Origin of the sequence: Streptomyces sp. 891-h (genome assembly GCF_022760275.1) — a bacterium.
GTDB classification, from domain to species: Bacteria; Actinomycetota; Actinomycetes; order Streptomycetales; family Streptomycetaceae; genus Streptomyces; species Streptomyces spirodelae.
Map to the genome: position 1 here is coordinate 5,405,996 of NZ_CP050693.1, position 13,962 is coordinate 5,419,957.

The following is a 13,962-nucleotide window of genomic DNA, read 5'->3' on the forward strand; positions in this document are numbered from 1 at the left end:
GGTCGATGTGCGGCTCCGCCGCGTGGGCGCGACAAGCCACAGCGAACCCGCAGCCTGCGAACTGCGGAAAGGGGCACCCCCTTATCAGCCCTCATATGTTCCGTAGCCGATCAAGGGGTGGCGGCGGGGACGAACATCGCCGTCGTGATCGTCGCGGCGCGACGATCGGACGTGCACGCGTTCGCCACCTTCTCCCTCGTCTACACGGTCTTCACCGTCCTCCTCGGCCTCACGACCGCCTACGTGGGCCAGGCCCTCGTCCTGGAGAAGGGCGAACCCGCAACCGTGGCCCGGGCCTGCCGCTCGGCGGTGGCGTTCACCGCGCTGGCGGCGACCACGCTGGGCGTCCCGGCCGCGCTCGTACTGGGCGCGGCCGACGGCGGGACGGCCACCGCACTGGCCGCCCTCGCACTGGTGCTGCCGCTCGCGTTGACGCAGGAGACCACCCGCTACGCCTTCTCCACGCTCCACCGCCCCCAGTACGCCCTGGCCGCTGACCTGGTGCGACTGGCGGCCGTGCTGCCCGCGCTCGCCCTCCAGCCGCACGGCGCGGGCGCGGCCCGGCTGCTGCTGGCATGGGGCCTGTCCACGCTGCCGGCGCTCGCGCTGGCGCTCTGGCTGCTGCTGCGGCACACCCGTGGCGCGGGCCAGGACCCGCGCCACTGTCTGCGCCGGGACCACCTGGGCCGCAGGTTCGCCGTGGAGTTCGGCGTCGGCAACGCGGGCAGCCAACTGGCCATCATCGGCCTCGGTCTGATCGCCAACCCGCTCGCGGTGGGCGCGCTGCGCGGCGCCACCACGCTCTTCGGGCCGATGAACGTGCTGTTCAACGCGGCCACCGGGTTCGGGCCCCCGCTGCTCAACCGGGTGGGCGGCGCGCGCCGGGCCGCCCGTGCGGCCGGGACCGCCGGGGGAGTGCTGGCCGTGGTGGCCGCCGCCTGGGCCACCGTGCTGGTGCTGTTGCCCGACAGCGCCGGGCGCGCGCTGCTCGGCGACACCTGGTCCTCGGCGGCGCGGCTGCTGCCCGCCACCGGCAGCCAGTACGCGGCGATGGCGCTGGGCACCTGCGGGCTGCTGGCCCTGCGGGTGCTGAGGCCGCGGACGACGCTTCCGATCCAGCTCGTCTTCTCCCTCGCCTCTGTGGGGTGTCTGTTGGGCGGTTACGCGCTGGGTGGTGTGCTCGGCGCGGCGTGGGGGCTGTGCCTGGGCTCGGCGGCGAAGGGCGCTGCCAGTTGGTTGCGTACGGCCCGGCTCCTGGGCGCCCCGTCAGGGGCGCGGGGAACTGCGCGAGCAACCACACTTCCTGCGCAGCCTGCGGACGACGGACAGGGGCACTCTCCTTCTCAGCGCTCCCCGCGGGGCAAGCCCTGAGGCGAGGGGGCTGTTTGGCGGAACGTCGTCACAAAGCTGACGCACAGCACCGCGATGGCCACCCGCCCCATGCCCTGCAGCAGAGAACCCCGCAGCAGGATGAAGCTGTAGCCCGCCACCAGCGGCACCGCCACAGCGGCCACGCTGCCGGGCCCCCACCGGCCGGGACCGGCGCGGGACTCCTCCGCCGTGCGCCGCGCGTACCGGCGGTCCGCGCGTGCGGCGCCGTAGCCGACGGCGGCGAAGCCCAGTGCCATGCCCAGTGGGCCGAAGTCCAGCCACAGCTCGGCCCACAGGGGTGAGGAGAGGTTCGGGTAGGGCATGCCCATCCACTCGCCCACCCGGGTGCCGGGGTCGTGGGGTTTGCCGGTCCAGACCGTGCGGGGTACGAAGAACAGCGCGGTGCCGGTCAGTTGGCGCCCGTAGCTGTGTCCCTCACCGGAGTCGACGAAGGTGACGGTGTTGGCGAGCATGCCGGTCTGGTCGTAGTCCTTCATCGTCAGCGGTTCCAGCAGGGAGCCCGTGGACTGCCGGGGCCGGTCTGCGCCCTCCTCGTAGCGGAACCGGTCGGCGAACGGGAAGACCACCAGGGCCACCGCGACGCCCGTCGCCAGCGCGGCCCGGTACATCACAGGGCTGCGCGGGAACGCGGTGAACAGCAGCGAGAACAGCACCGTCAGAAACCAGTAGCGGGGGTTGGACACGGGGTTGTTGACGACGACGTTGAGCCCCAGCATCGCCAGCCACAGCACCGGGACCAGCGGACGGCGCCGCGCCGCGCGGGAGACCACCAGCCAGCGGGTGAGGAACAGCAGCGCCAGCAGCGCCGGTACGGTGCCGAAGCCGCGCAGGAACGCAGACCCGGCCTGCGAACCGGCCTCCGCTCCCGCCGCGCCCGCGATCGACTCGCTGATCTCCTGCCGGTTGCTGAAGAAGACGGCTGGACCGCCGAGTTGGACCACCAGCACTCCGCTGCCCACCGCCGCCAGGACGCACAGCACGTACAGCCGCCGCGGGTGCACGGTCGCGGGCCGCCGGTTGCGCTCGTGCATCCGGCTGCGCAGCGGCGGCCGGTGCCGGGCCAGCAGCGCGCCCACGTCGAAAGCGACGACGCCCGCCAGGACCAGCGCCGAGGCCAGCACGGTGTCCGAGCGGGGGCCGACCACCGGGGTGGGTGTGCTGTCCAGCACGGTCTGCGCCAGCGGCGCGATGCCCATGGCGATGTAGCAGAACAGCCAGAAGGCGCCCTGGATGAGGCGGCGCCGCGCGGTCAGCACCATGGCCGCGAGGCGGGTTCCGGAGTAGGCGCAGGTCGCCAGTTGGAGCCAGTAGGCGGCGTCGTGGGGGCCCGGTCCCGGCTGGGTGGCCACCGTCACCGGGAGTACGGCGACCAGGGCAGCCACCAGCGGGATGGCCAGCGCGCGGGAGAGTACGGCGCGCGGCGCGGTGGCGTGCGGGTGGTGCGGTGCCGGGGCGCGGGTGTCCGGATGGATGCTGGTGTTCATCGCCCCTCGAAAAACAGTGAAAAGTAGGGACTGGAGACGATAAAAGGGTTAATGTCGGCCGAAGCATCCACCGAGGGAGCCCCATTGAAGGCGCTGCACATCGTCACGCTGCACACGCCCACCCACGATTTCGGTGGGCCGACCAGGGTCGCCCTCAATCTGTGCCGGGGCCTGCGGGCGCAGGGCGACCAGGCGGTGCTGGTGGCGTTGGGCGACGGTTTTCCGGAGAAGCGACTGCCCCGCAGCGTCGACGGCGTTCCGGCCCGGCTCTTCCAGGCCCGCCACGTGCTGCCGCGCTTCGAGGTCAGCGGCATCACCTCACCGGCGCTCCTCGCGGCGGCGCCCCGCATGCTGCGCTCGGCAGACGTCGTCCATGTCCATCTCATGCGGGACCTGGTCACCCTCCCCGTCGCGATGCTGGCAGCGCGGATGGGCCGCCCCCTCGTGCTCCAGACGCACGGCATGATCGACCCGACGCACAACCGGGTGGCACAGGCCGTGGACGTGCTGGGCCTGCGCCGGGTGCTGAAGAAGGCCGACGCCGTGCTCCACCTCACCCCGCGCGAGCGGGAGCTGACCGAGGCGGTGGTGGCCCCCGAACCGATGGGCCCGGCGTACCGGCTGGTGAACGGGGTGGCGCCGCAGCCCATGCGCGCCCCGGGCGACGGCAGGCCCCCGACGGTGCTGTACTGCGCCCGCGTGCAGGAGGGCAAGCGCCCGCAGGACTTCGTCGGGGCGATACCCACGGTGCTGGAGAAGTACCCCGACGCGCGGTTCGTGCTCGCCGGTCCCGACACCGGCGCGCTGGCCGGCGACATGCTGGCGCTGGCCAGGTCGCTTGGGGTCGGACACGCGCTGGAGTACATCGGGGCGCTGGACCATGCCGGGGTGCTGGAGCGGCTGCGCTCCTGCGACGTATATGTACTGCCGTCCATCAAGGACGCCTTCTCCGTCTCCGTGCTGGAGGCACTGTCGGTGGGACTGCCCGTCGTCGTCACCCGCACCAGCGGGCTGGCTCCCGATGTGGCAGCGGCCGGTGCCGGTCGGCTGGTGGACAGCGCGCCGGACGACCCGGAGAACGCGGTCCGGATCGGCCGCGCTGTGCTCGAACTGCTGGACCCGGCGGCCAACGCCGCCGCCTCGCGGGCCGCCTGGCGGCTGGCGCGGGACAGCTTCACGCTCGACGCTGTGGTCGGCAGCCTGCGGGAGACCTATGCGACGGTGCTGCGGGAGCGCTTCACCGCCGGGCCGGTCCGCCCGACGCCGACTCGCGTGCCTTGAGCCCGATCTGCCAGCGGTAGAAGCTCATCGCCAGCGCGTAGTCGAGCCCGGCGCGGCCGTCGAGGAAGCCCCTCTTCCAGCCGTAGGCGTAGGCGAAGGAGACCAGCGGCTTGAGCGGGGCGCGGTGGAAGAGACGGCCCTGCCGGGTCTTGGCCTGCCGGATCTGCTCCCGTACGGCCGGGTGCCGCTCCAGCCACGCCTCCCAGTCCGAGTAGCGGTTGTGCCGCTCGAACCAGGTGCGCACCGGATCCAGGTCCTGGTGCTCGATGGGGGAGCGCAGCCGGACCACCGGGTCGGCCAGCGGCTGGTAGTGGCCCTCCTGCTCGCCCATGCCGGGCGCCGACAGGTCGGCGGGTTCGGGGAAGCGGCAGCGGGTGCGGTCCAGCAGCACCCGCTTGACGATGGTGTACCCGTGCCGCAGCCTGCGCCCCGCGAACCAGTAGCCGAGCGGGACGTCGAAAGCGGCGGGGCGCACGGTGTGCCCCGGCGGCGGGTCGAAGATGTGCCGCATCTCGGCCAGCAGTTCGGGGCTGGGCCGCTCGTCGCCGTCGAGGAAGAAGACCCAGTCGAGCTCGGGGTGGACGTTCTCCAGGCACCACTGCTTCTTCTTCGGATACCGCCCGTCCCAGGTGTAGGGCAGCACTTCGGCGCCCTCGGCCTTGGCGAGCGCGCGGGTGTCGTCCGTGCTGTCCGAGTCGACCACGACGACGTGTGCGAAGTGGTCGATCACGGACCGCACGGTCGTGGCGATGTTCTCGGCCTCGTTCTTCGTCGGTATCGCGACGACGACGGGCAGCTTCTCCACGGGGGTTCTCTCCTGGCTTCCGATGCTTCCGATGGGTGGTGTCACTTCTTGCCCGCCGCCTTCAGCAGCGGCTCGAACTTCGGGCACAGGTGCTCGATCGCGGGCTCGGCGTTGTCGATCTCGCCCGCCTTCAGTGCGCTGATCGCGTCCTTCCGGCTCGCCTTCGCCGTAGTCCGCAGCCGGGCACAGGCGGTGCGGCCCGCCTCCAGCACGGCGGCGGGCTCCAGCCCCTCGGGCACCCGGCCGACCAGGTACTTCTTCTCCTTCTTGGTGAACGAGCCGGTGGCGGGGGTGAGCGAGGCGCGCGGAACCACCGGTGTGGCCTCGCGCTTCGGCCCCTTCGGCTTCCGCTCCCTGCCGTCCTCGCGTGGAGGCGGCTCCTCACCCGGTGTCGCGGGGGAACTCGCGGTGGGCCGCCCGCTCTTGTCGCGCTCCTTCGACTTCGCGGGTTCGTCCCCACCCGCGCCGCAGCCGGCCGTCAGCGCCAGGGTGGCCGCCACCAGGGCGGCCACCGAGGCTCCCGCGGCCTTACGGACGCTCACGGCTTCCTGAAGGTCAGCGTGAGCTTGGGGCCGGTGCCCCCGGACTCGCGCGCCAGCAGCCACAGGCTGTCGCTGCCGGTGCTGGTGAGCGCCACATCGAAGCTGCCGCCCGCCGCGTCGCCGACCGCGCTCTTGCTCAGCGGGATGTCATAGGCGGTGTTGCGCTCCGGCGCGCCGTTCAACGTGCCCAGCGTCGTCGACCCCAGCGAGGGCCGGCTCGCGTAGGTCACCGAGGACTCCGACCACGATCCGGTGACGGGCCTCACGCTGATCGCATCCGACGTCGCCGCATAGCTGTCGTTGCTGGTGGTGACGGTGAGCCGGGCGCTGTCCAGCACCATGCCGCTGGGCGCCGAGGGCACGTTGAAGCGCACATAGCTCTCGTACGGCGAGGAGCCGCGCACGGCCAGTTGCTGATGGGTGCCGTAGGTGGAGCCGGTCGAAGCCCCGTTCACATACGCGTCGGCGGTCGCCTCCCGCTCCACCGTCGTCTCCGTCGGCGTACCCGGCGTGCGTACCGTCGCGCCCTCGGAGCGGGCGCTGGTGTTGGCGTCGTCCGCGTCACTCGCGGTGATCCGGTAGGTGTAGTCCGTGCCCGGCTTGACGGTGGTGTCGGTGAAGCCGACCGTGGGCCGGTCCCAGAAGGTGGAGTTGGCCCGCACGGTGCCCACCGGCTCGGAGCCGCCGTTGCGGTAGACGCGGTAGGTGAGCGTGCGGTCGTCCAGATCGGTGCTGGCCGGCCAGGTCACCCGTACACCCGAGGTGACGTTGGCCGCGTTCACCCCGCTGGGCACGGTCGGGTCCCGGGTGTCGGGCCCGTTGGCGAAGCGCACCAGCCCCTGCTGCGGCCGGTTGCCGTTGCTGGTGATCCGGGAGAACGCGCCGCCCACCCACATGTAGTCGGTGCCACCGCGGGAGGAGACCACCATCGCGCGCGGCCCCACCTGCTCCACGTTCAACGGCCCGTCGTCGGTGTCGGGGAACCAGGACAGCAGCGGAGTGGGGTCGTTCACCGACTCGGCCAGCAGATGCTGGCGCTCGTACAGCTCACCGAACTGACCCATGCTGGAGCAGTTGTGCGCGTGCGAGCTGCTGTAGAGCACATTCTTGTAGACGGTCACATCCTGGGTGGCCCCCAGACAGGTGTCCCGCCAGCGCTGGGAGAAGTCGCTCAGGTTCAGCGCGATGCGCCCGTCGAACACCCCGCCGCCGGTCCCCTCGTTGGCGGTGTAGATCCCGGTCTCGTCCACGTACAGGCCCTTGACCACGGAGTTACGGGGCACGAAGGTGCTCCCGTAAGCCCGCTTGATGGCTCCGGAGGACGCCTCGACCACGGCCAGCGCGCGTGACGACGTACCGCGTACGCGGGTGAAGTCCCCGCCGAGCACCACGCTCTTCCCGTCCGGGGTGACCTCCACGGCGCGCCCGGTCAGATCCGCGTCCGCCTTCCAGGAGCGCAGCTGGCCGCTGGTGCTCAGCGCCGCGAACTTGCCCCGGCTCTGGCCCTCCACCGAGGTGAAGTCACCGCCCAGATAGACGGTGTCGTCGGTGGCCGTCAGCGCGTGCACGGTCGAGGAGACCGACACACTGAAGTCCGGCTTCACCTTGCACGTCGCGATGTCGATGGCGGCGACGCGGCTGACGTGGGTGCCGTTGACGGCGGCGAAGTTGCCGCCCGCGTAGAGGGTCTTGCCGTCCGGGGAGACCGTCAGCGCCCGGACCGTCGCGGTGCCGCTGCCCACCGTGAAGTTGAGCCGGCAGTCGGTCGGCGCGCCCGTCGCGGCGTCGAACGCCGCGAAGTTGACCGCCTGCTGTTCGCCGGTGCCGGGGTCGGCACCGGGCGGGCGGATCGCGGAGAACGTGCCGCCCGCGAAGACGACTCCGTCGGACTGGGCCATCGCCCAGACGACGCCGTTCGTCTGCCATGTCGGTAAGTCGTCGGCCGTCATGGCAACCGGAGCGGTGAGGGCTTGCGCCCTGGGGACACCGCCTTGTGTGAGGGCCGGGGCTACGAGGGCGGTTGCGGTCAGCGCGGTTACCGCTGTCACGGCTGCCATGGCTTGTCGCGAGCTCTTTCTGCGTTTCATGTGCTGTCCTGTCCCCAGGGTTTGGTACTGACTCAGTTTGTTCCAGTGAGGGGTTGCCCCTGCTTGTTGCGTTGCGGGGTGCGGGTTCGTTTGTGGTTGGTCGCGCAGTTCCCCGCGCCCCTGACGGGGCGCAGCCCCCATGCGGGGTACGGATGGTCGGAGCTTCAGCCGTGATCAATGCGGACCGTCGCACCCGACAGTTCCGCTTCGAGGGCGGAGATGTCGGCCTCGACCATGATCCGCGCCAGTTCGTGCCACATCACGCGCGGCTTCCAGCCCAGCCGGGCCTCCGCCTTCGCCGCGTCACCGATCAGCGCGTCGACCTCGGCGGGCCGCTCGTACTTGGGGTCGAACCGCACATGCTCCCGCCAGTCGAGCCCGCCGGCCCGGAACGCCTCGTGCAGGAACTCGCGCACCGTCGTGGCGACCCCGGTCGCCACGACATAGTCGCTGGGCTCGTCGGCCTGCAGCATCAGCCACATCGCCTCGACGTACTCGGGCGCGTAGCCCCAGTCGCGTACGGCCTCCAGGTTGCCCAGGTAGAGGTGGCGCTGCAGCCCGGCGCGGATGCGGGCGACGGCCCGGGTGATCTTGCGGGTCACAAAGGTCTCGCCGCGCCGTGGGGACTCGTGGTTGAACAGGATGCCGTTCACCGCGAACAGGTCATAGGCCTCGCGGTAGTTGACCGTCGACCAGTAGCTGAACACCTTGGCGCAGCCGTAGGGGCTGCGCGGGTGGAACGGCGTCGCCTCGTGCTGCGGGGGCGGCGCCGCGCCGAACATCTCCGAGGACGAGGCCTGGTAGATGCGGGTGTCGATGCCGCTGGCGCGGATGGCCTCGAGTAACCGGATGGTGCCCATCCCGGTCACGTCCCCGGTGTAGAGGGGGGAGTCGAAGGAGACCCGCACATGGGACTGGGCGCCGAGGTTGTAGACCTCGTCGGGGCGCAGGTCGCGCAGCAGGTTGACCAGGGCGACGCCGTCGCTGAGGTCGGCGTGGTGGAGGACGAGGGAGCGGCCCTCGTCGTGCGGGTCCTGGTACAGGTGGTCTATCCGTCCGGTGTTGAAGGACGAGGAACGGCGTAGCAGGCCGTGCACCGTGTAGCCCTTCCCGAGCAGGAGTTCGGTCAGATACGACCCGTCCTGGCCCGTGATCCCGGTGATCAGTGCGCTCTTGCCCATGTGCCGCCGTCCTGGTGGTGATCGAGGGTGGTCATCGTTACGTTCTCTTTGTCGGCTACCTCCCCGAATGGGGGGTGCTGCTGGCAGAATCCCGCAGCATGACGCCGAAGCCGCACCCGCACACAGCCGGGCCCGAGTCCGCCCCCGCCGCCGCGGACCGCACCCTTCTGCCGCCCGGAGCACGGGTCTTCGTCGCGGGCCACCGCGGACTGGTGGGCTCGGCCGTGGCGCGCCGGCTGACCGCGGAGGGGTACCAGGTGCTGACCCGGGACCGCGCGGCGCTCGACCTGCGCGACGCGGAGCGCACCGCCGGCTGGCTGCGCGAGGCGCGGCCGGACGCGGTGGTGCTGGCCGCTGCCAAGGTCGGCGGCATCATGGCGAACAAGACGCAGCCTGTGCCGTTCCTGGAGGACAACCTCCGCATCCAGCTCAGCGTCATAGCGGGTGCGTACGCGGCGGGCGTGCCCCGGCTGCTGTTCCTGGGCTCGTCGTGCATCTACCCCAAGCACGCGCCGCAGCCGATCACCGAAGAGGCGCTGCTCACCGGCGCCCTGGAGCCGACGAACGAGCCGTACGCGCTGGCGAAGATCGCGGGCATCACCCAGATCCGCGCGTACCGCGAGCAGTACGGTGCCTCCTACATCTCCGCCATGCCCACCAACCTCTACGGCCCCGGCGACAACTTCGACCTGGAGACCTCGCACGTCCTGCCCGCGCTCGTCCGCCGCTTCCATGAGGCCGAGCGGGACGGTGCGGAGCGGGTCGTGCTGTGGGGGAGCGGCACCCCGCGCCGCGAGTTCCTGCACGTCGACGATCTGGCACGGGCGTGCGTGCTGTTGCTGCGCGCGTACGACGACTCCGCGCCGGTCAATGTGGGTTGTGGTGAGGATCTGACGATCCGCGCGCTCGCCGAAATAGTGCGGGACGTGGTCGGCTTCGACGGTGGCATCGAATGGGACACCAGCCGCCCGGACGGCACCCCGCGCAAGCTGCTGGACGTCTCCCGGCTGTCGAAGCTGGGCTTCCGTCCCGAGATTTCCTTGCGGGAGGGGATACGTACGACTTACGAATGGTGGCTGACGTCGTCGTAAGGGGTGCCCCGAAGGGGCGCGGGGAACTGCGCGCTCAACCCCCGCACACCCGCGGCCCGCCACGTGCCCAGAGGGGCAGCCCCTCCCCGGCAACAAGCGGCACCCCGCACCCGCCGCACCCATCAGTACGCCCCCCGCCCGTCGACGACAGCTCTCACCGTGCGGGCCAGCAGGTCCAGATCCATGGTCAGGGACCAGTTGTCCGCGTAGCGCAGGTCGAGGGCCAGGCTCTCGTCCCAGGACAGGTCGGAGCGCCCGCTGACCTGCCACGGCCCGGTCAGCCCCGGCTTGACCAGCAGCCGCCGCAGCGCCGCTGAACCGTACGCCGCGACCTCTTCGGGCAGCGGGGGCCGGGGTCCCACCAGCGACATCTCGCCGCGCACCACGTTGACCAACTGCGGCAGCTCGTCGAGTGAGGAGCGGCGCAGTACGCGTCCCACCCGGGTGATCCGCGGGTCGGCCCGCATCTTGAACAGCGGGCCGTCCACCTCGTTCGCGGCGGCGAGCTGGGGCCGCAGCCGGTCGGCGTCCACGGCCATCGAGCGGAACTTCCACATGGTGAAGGGCGTGCCGCGGTGGCCTATGCGGGTCTGCCGGTAGAGCGCGGGGCCGGCCGAGTCGAGCCGTATCACCAGCGCGATGACCCCGAACAGCGGTGCGAGCAGGAGCAGTCCCAGCGCTGCGCCCGCCCGGTCGAGCAGCGATTTGAGGACGAGCTGCGGGCCGCGCCGTACCGGCGGGTCCACATGGAGCAGATGCAGCCCGGCGGCGGTGGACGGGCGCACCCGGCGCAGTGCGACCTCGGCCAGCCCGGAGGCGATCACCAGTGGCAGCCCCGCGTCGTGCACCGCCCAGGTCAGCGTGCGCAGCCGCTCCCCGCACAGCAGCGAGCCGGGGGCCACCAGCACGGTGTCGGCGCCGTGCTGCCGCGCTGCCGCCACCACGGCGGTGCCGTCCGCGCCGCCGCTCTCCGGTCCCAGCGGCGCCGCGTCGAGCCGCCCGGCCCCCGGGACTCCGCTGCTGTTGGCCGTCGGGCCGACCGCGACGGCGCCGATGACGACGTACGGATGGTCGGTACGGCTGGCCAGTTGCTCCACGACCCCGTCGACGGCGGCGCCCTCGCCGACCACCAGCGCCCGCCGTACGACGTGTGCCTCGCGGCGCTGGCCCGTCAGATGGCGGTAGGTCAGCGACCGGCAGGCCGTGGTGAGCAGAGGAGCCGGAGCGAGCGCCAGCAGCGCGAGGGCGGGCGGGGAGTTCTCGCCCGTCAGTACGCGGACGACGGCCAGCATGCCGAGAAGCGTCAGCCAGTCCCGCAGGGTGTTGAGCACCCCGCGCGTCTCACCGAGCCAGCGCTTCCCGTACCTCTGGTGTACGACCATGATCCCTGACCACGCCAGGGTGGCCGTCACGGTGGCAGCGGCGGCGTGCGGCTGCCCGGCCCGGTGGTAGAAGAACGCCACCGGAAGCGCGACGCCGAGGATGTCCACGGCCAGCGCCACGGGCCGGTACCAGCCGGACTTGTCCTTGCCGACGGGCCGATGCCAGCCGGACTTGTCCCTGTCGGCGGGGCGCGTGCCGGACTGTGCCGACCCCTCACCCCTCCTGCCTCTCCCCGGTGCCGGCTCGGCTGGCCTCCCCACCTCGGACACGAACGCAGAGTCGCGCCGCATGAACCCCCCCAGGTACGCGGAACCCCCACGGCGCACCGATCCCGCCCCCTTTGTGGGGATGCGCCGACTTCCCAGACCTTAAGTCATATGAGCACTCTGCGTGCCCAAGTGTTCACTTCCGCATGAGAAGTGCGGCGAGTGCGGTGGGGGTTGTCAGGCAGTGCGCGTAGATTCCGGGTGATTCGCCGCACAGAATCCCCACCGGAGAACGGTGCTCGACCGTGTGCTCGGCCACGGGCTTGACCTTGACGCAGGCGTCAGGGTTCGAGGATGCGGGCATGAACGAGAACACCACCTCGCCACAGCCCCGTACCGTCGTCGTCACCGGTGCCGGAACCGGGATCGGCCGTGCCACCGCGCGGGCCTTCGCCGCATGCGGGGCACATGTGCTCGCCGTCGGCCGGCGCGCGGCGCCGCTGGAGGAGACCGCGGCCCGGCCGGGTCCCGGCACCATCACCCCGTACCCGGCCGATGTCACCGATGAGGACGCACCCGGGCGCATCGTGGTTGCCGCGCTGGAGGCGACCGGACGGCTCGACGTCCTCGTCAACAACGCCGGTGTGGTCGGCGGCGAAACCCTGGGCGACTACACCCGGGCGGGCATCGAGGCCCAGCTCGCCACCAACCTGGCCGCTCCCGTCCTGCTGACCCAGGCCGCGCTCACCGCCCTGAAGGAGGCCCCGGCGGGCGGCGTGGTCGTCAACGTCTCCACGTCCGTCGGCCAGCGTGCCTGGCCGGGCAACTCCCTCTACGCCGCGAGCAAGACGGCCCTCGAACTCCTCACCCGGAGCTGGGCCGTGGAGCTGGCGCCGCACGGGGTGCGGGTGGCCGCCGTCGCGCCGGGCGCCGTGGACACCCCCATCGGGGAGCACCGCGGACTCACCCCCGAGCAGCTCCGGTCGGTCCGCGAGTGGCAGATCGCCCACACCCCGCTCGGCCGCGTCGGCAGGCCCGAGGAGGTGGCCTGGGCCATCGTCCAGCTGGCCGCGCCCGAGGCGTCGTTCGTCACCGGCGCCGTGCTGCCGGTGGACGGCGGCGCGGTGCTGGCGTGAGGGGCGGCGCCGGGCCGATGGCGCAGTCCGCGGGGACCGTCCGGACCGCTGTGGTATCACTCCCTCCGGGAGGTGGTGGCAGCATGCGGATCGGCGAGCTGGCACGGCGCACGGGGACGACGGCGCGGGCGCTGAGGCACTACGAGCAGGCCGGGCTGCTCACCTCCGAGCGGGCGCCCAACGGATACCGCGTCTACGACGCGGGCGCCGAGGTGCGGGTCCGCAACATCCGCTATCTCCTCGACGCCGGGCTGACCCTGGAGGACGTCGGCTTCTTCGCCCCCTGTCTGGACGGTGACATGACCACCGTCCAGCCCTCACCCGAGGGCCTGCGCATCGCGGAGGAGCGGCTCGCCGTCCTGGAGGCGCGGATCGCGGCCCAGACCGAGATCCGCGACCGGCTGCGGCACGCCCTGCGGGGGGCGAAGGTGCGGACGGTGGCCTGAGGGCGCCGCTCAGGCCGGGGGAACCGGAGCCAGCCCGTAGCCGCCGTCCGCTCGGACGTGGATGTGCCCGGCGGTGGGCGGCGGGAAGTGCGTGCCCAGCACCAGCGTCCCGGTGCCGGCGAGCGAGGCGAAAAGGCTGCGCCGGGTGGCCTCCGACTGTCCGGGGTCGATGTCGACGCAGCTGCCGATGCCGGGCTCCGGCAGCTGGACCGGGTGGTGGACGCAGTCGCCCGTGATCAGCGCCCGCGCGCCGCGGCTGGTCAGCTCGACCGCGAGGTGGCCGGGGGTGTGCCCGGGGGTGGGGAGCAGGCGCAGGCCGGGGGCGATCTGATGGCCCTCGGCCGGGAGGTGGACGAGGTCGAGCAGTCCGGCGTCCTCGACCGGGTGCACGGAGTCGCGGAACATCTGCGTCCGCGCCTCGTCCATGGCGTATCCGGCCCAGAACTCCCGCTCGGTCCGTGAGGTCAGATAGCGGGCGTTGGGGAAGGTGGGGACCCAGCCGTCGGCTGTCGCGCGGGTGTTCCAGCCGACGTGGTCGGTGTGCAGATGGGTCAGGATCACCAGGTCGACCGACTCCGGGGGGAATCCGGCCGCTGTCAGGCGCTCCAGGTAGTCGGTGCGCAGGTCGTGCCAGGCGGGGTTCGCGCGCGGCTTGCCGTTGCCGATGCCGGTGTCGACGACGACCCGCAGCCCGCCGGCCGAGAACGCGAAGCTGTGGCTGGCCAGCCGGAGGGTGCCGTCCTGGTCGGCGAAGTCGGGCCGCAGCCAGCCGTGCCGCGCGACGACATCGGCCGTGGCGCCGGGCAGCAGCCAACGCCCCGTCGGCGCCGGCAGGGACACCTCGTCCACGCGGTGGACCGTGAGGTCTCCCACGGTCCAGGAGGGGGCTACTTCCGGAGAGCTAAAGCTAACAGTTTGCATTAAGCCA

General features: G+C 72.0%; 13 protein-coding genes. 5 read left to right on the forward strand and 8 right to left on the reverse strand.

Annotated features, from left to right (window positions below; all coding sequences use genetic code 11):
• Nucleotides 1-117 precede the first annotated feature (117 nt).
• Nucleotides 118-1,371, forward strand: a complete 1,254-nt coding sequence (locus tag HC362_RS23715; RefSeq protein ID WP_243086054.1) for a hypothetical protein — start codon at nucleotides 118-120, stop codon at nucleotides 1,369-1,371.
• Here HC362_RS23715 and HC362_RS23720 read toward each other — a convergent pair.
• A complete protein-coding gene (locus HC362_RS23720) occupies nucleotides 1,344-2,876 on the reverse strand; it encodes an O-antigen polymerase (protein ID WP_243086055.1) in 1,533 nt (510 codons plus the stop codon). The two genes, HC362_RS23715 and HC362_RS23720, sit on opposite strands and share 28 nt — an antisense overlap.
• Nucleotides 2,877-2,960: 84 nt before the next feature.
• Here HC362_RS23720 and HC362_RS23725 point away from each other — a divergent pair, with 84 nt between their 5' ends.
• A complete protein-coding gene (locus HC362_RS23725) occupies nucleotides 2,961-4,157 on the forward strand; it encodes a glycosyltransferase (RefSeq protein ID WP_243088779.1) in 1,197 nt (398 codons plus the stop codon).
• On the opposite strand, the gene HC362_RS23730 is transcribed toward HC362_RS23725, so the two are convergent.
• From HC362_RS23730 to gmd, 4 genes are all read right to left on the reverse strand, one after another.
• On the reverse strand, nucleotides 4,114-4,962 hold the full coding sequence (locus tag HC362_RS23730; RefSeq protein WP_243086056.1) for a glycosyltransferase family 2 protein: 849 nt from the start codon (nucleotides 4,960-4,962) through the stop codon (nucleotides 4,114-4,116). The two genes, HC362_RS23725 and HC362_RS23730, sit on opposite strands and share 44 nt — an antisense overlap.
• 41 nt (nucleotides 4,963-5,003) lie before the next feature.
• Nucleotides 5,004-5,504, reverse strand: a complete 501-nt coding sequence (locus tag HC362_RS23735) for a hypothetical protein (RefSeq protein WP_243086058.1) — start codon at nucleotides 5,502-5,504, stop codon at nucleotides 5,004-5,006.
• The gene (locus tag HC362_RS23740) at nucleotides 5,501-7,591 is read right to left on the reverse strand and encodes a DNRLRE domain-containing protein (protein WP_243086060.1); all 2,091 of its coding nucleotides are present in this window, start codon (nucleotides 7,589-7,591) and stop codon (nucleotides 5,501-5,503) included. Before HC362_RS23740 ends, HC362_RS23735 begins: the two co-directional genes overlap by 4 nt.
• A 164-nt stretch (nucleotides 7,592-7,755) precedes the next feature.
• Complete coding sequence (gene gmd / locus HC362_RS23745) at nucleotides 7,756-8,772, reverse strand: GDP-mannose 4,6-dehydratase (protein WP_243086061.1); 1,017 nt, start codon at nucleotides 8,770-8,772, stop codon at nucleotides 7,756-7,758.
• Nucleotides 8,773-8,870: 98 nt separating this feature from the next.
• Between gmd and HC362_RS23750 the strand changes: the two genes are divergently transcribed.
• Nucleotides 8,871-9,863: a GDP-L-fucose synthase gene (locus HC362_RS23750; RefSeq protein ID WP_243086062.1), complete on the forward strand. Its 993-nt coding sequence runs from the start codon at nucleotides 8,871-8,873 to the stop codon at nucleotides 9,861-9,863.
• A 122-nt stretch (nucleotides 9,864-9,985) separates the two neighbouring features.
• On the opposite strand, the gene HC362_RS23755 is transcribed toward HC362_RS23750, so the two are convergent.
• A complete protein-coding gene (locus HC362_RS23755; RefSeq protein WP_243086064.1) occupies nucleotides 9,986-11,515 on the reverse strand; it encodes a sugar transferase in 1,530 nt (509 codons plus the stop codon).
• Nucleotides 11,516-11,648: 133 nt separating this feature from the next.
• Entirely contained in the window at nucleotides 11,649-11,816 is a 168-nt protein-coding gene (locus HC362_RS23760) for a hypothetical protein (RefSeq protein ID WP_243086065.1), read from the reverse strand.
• On the opposite strand from HC362_RS23760, the gene HC362_RS23765 reads away from it, so the two are divergent.
• Together HC362_RS23765 and HC362_RS23770 are read left to right on the forward strand one after the other, a co-directional pair.
• Nucleotides 11,815-12,588, forward strand: a complete 774-nt coding sequence (locus tag HC362_RS23765; protein WP_243086073.1) for an SDR family oxidoreductase — start codon at nucleotides 11,815-11,817, stop codon at nucleotides 12,586-12,588. The genes HC362_RS23760 and HC362_RS23765 overlap by 2 nt on opposite strands.
• A gap of 83 nt (nucleotides 12,589-12,671) precedes the next feature.
• Complete coding sequence (locus HC362_RS23770; protein ID WP_243086075.1) at nucleotides 12,672-13,034, forward strand: MerR family transcriptional regulator; 363 nt, start codon at nucleotides 12,672-12,674, stop codon at nucleotides 13,032-13,034.
• 9 nt (nucleotides 13,035-13,043) lie between these two features.
• Here the strand turns inward: HC362_RS23770 and HC362_RS23775 are convergent, their stop codons facing one another.
• Nucleotides 13,044-13,955, reverse strand: coding sequence for an MBL fold metallo-hydrolase (locus tag HC362_RS23775; protein ID WP_243086077.1), 912 nt, complete (start codon nucleotides 13,953-13,955; stop codon nucleotides 13,044-13,046).
• Nucleotides 13,956-13,962: the final 7 nt, after the last annotated feature.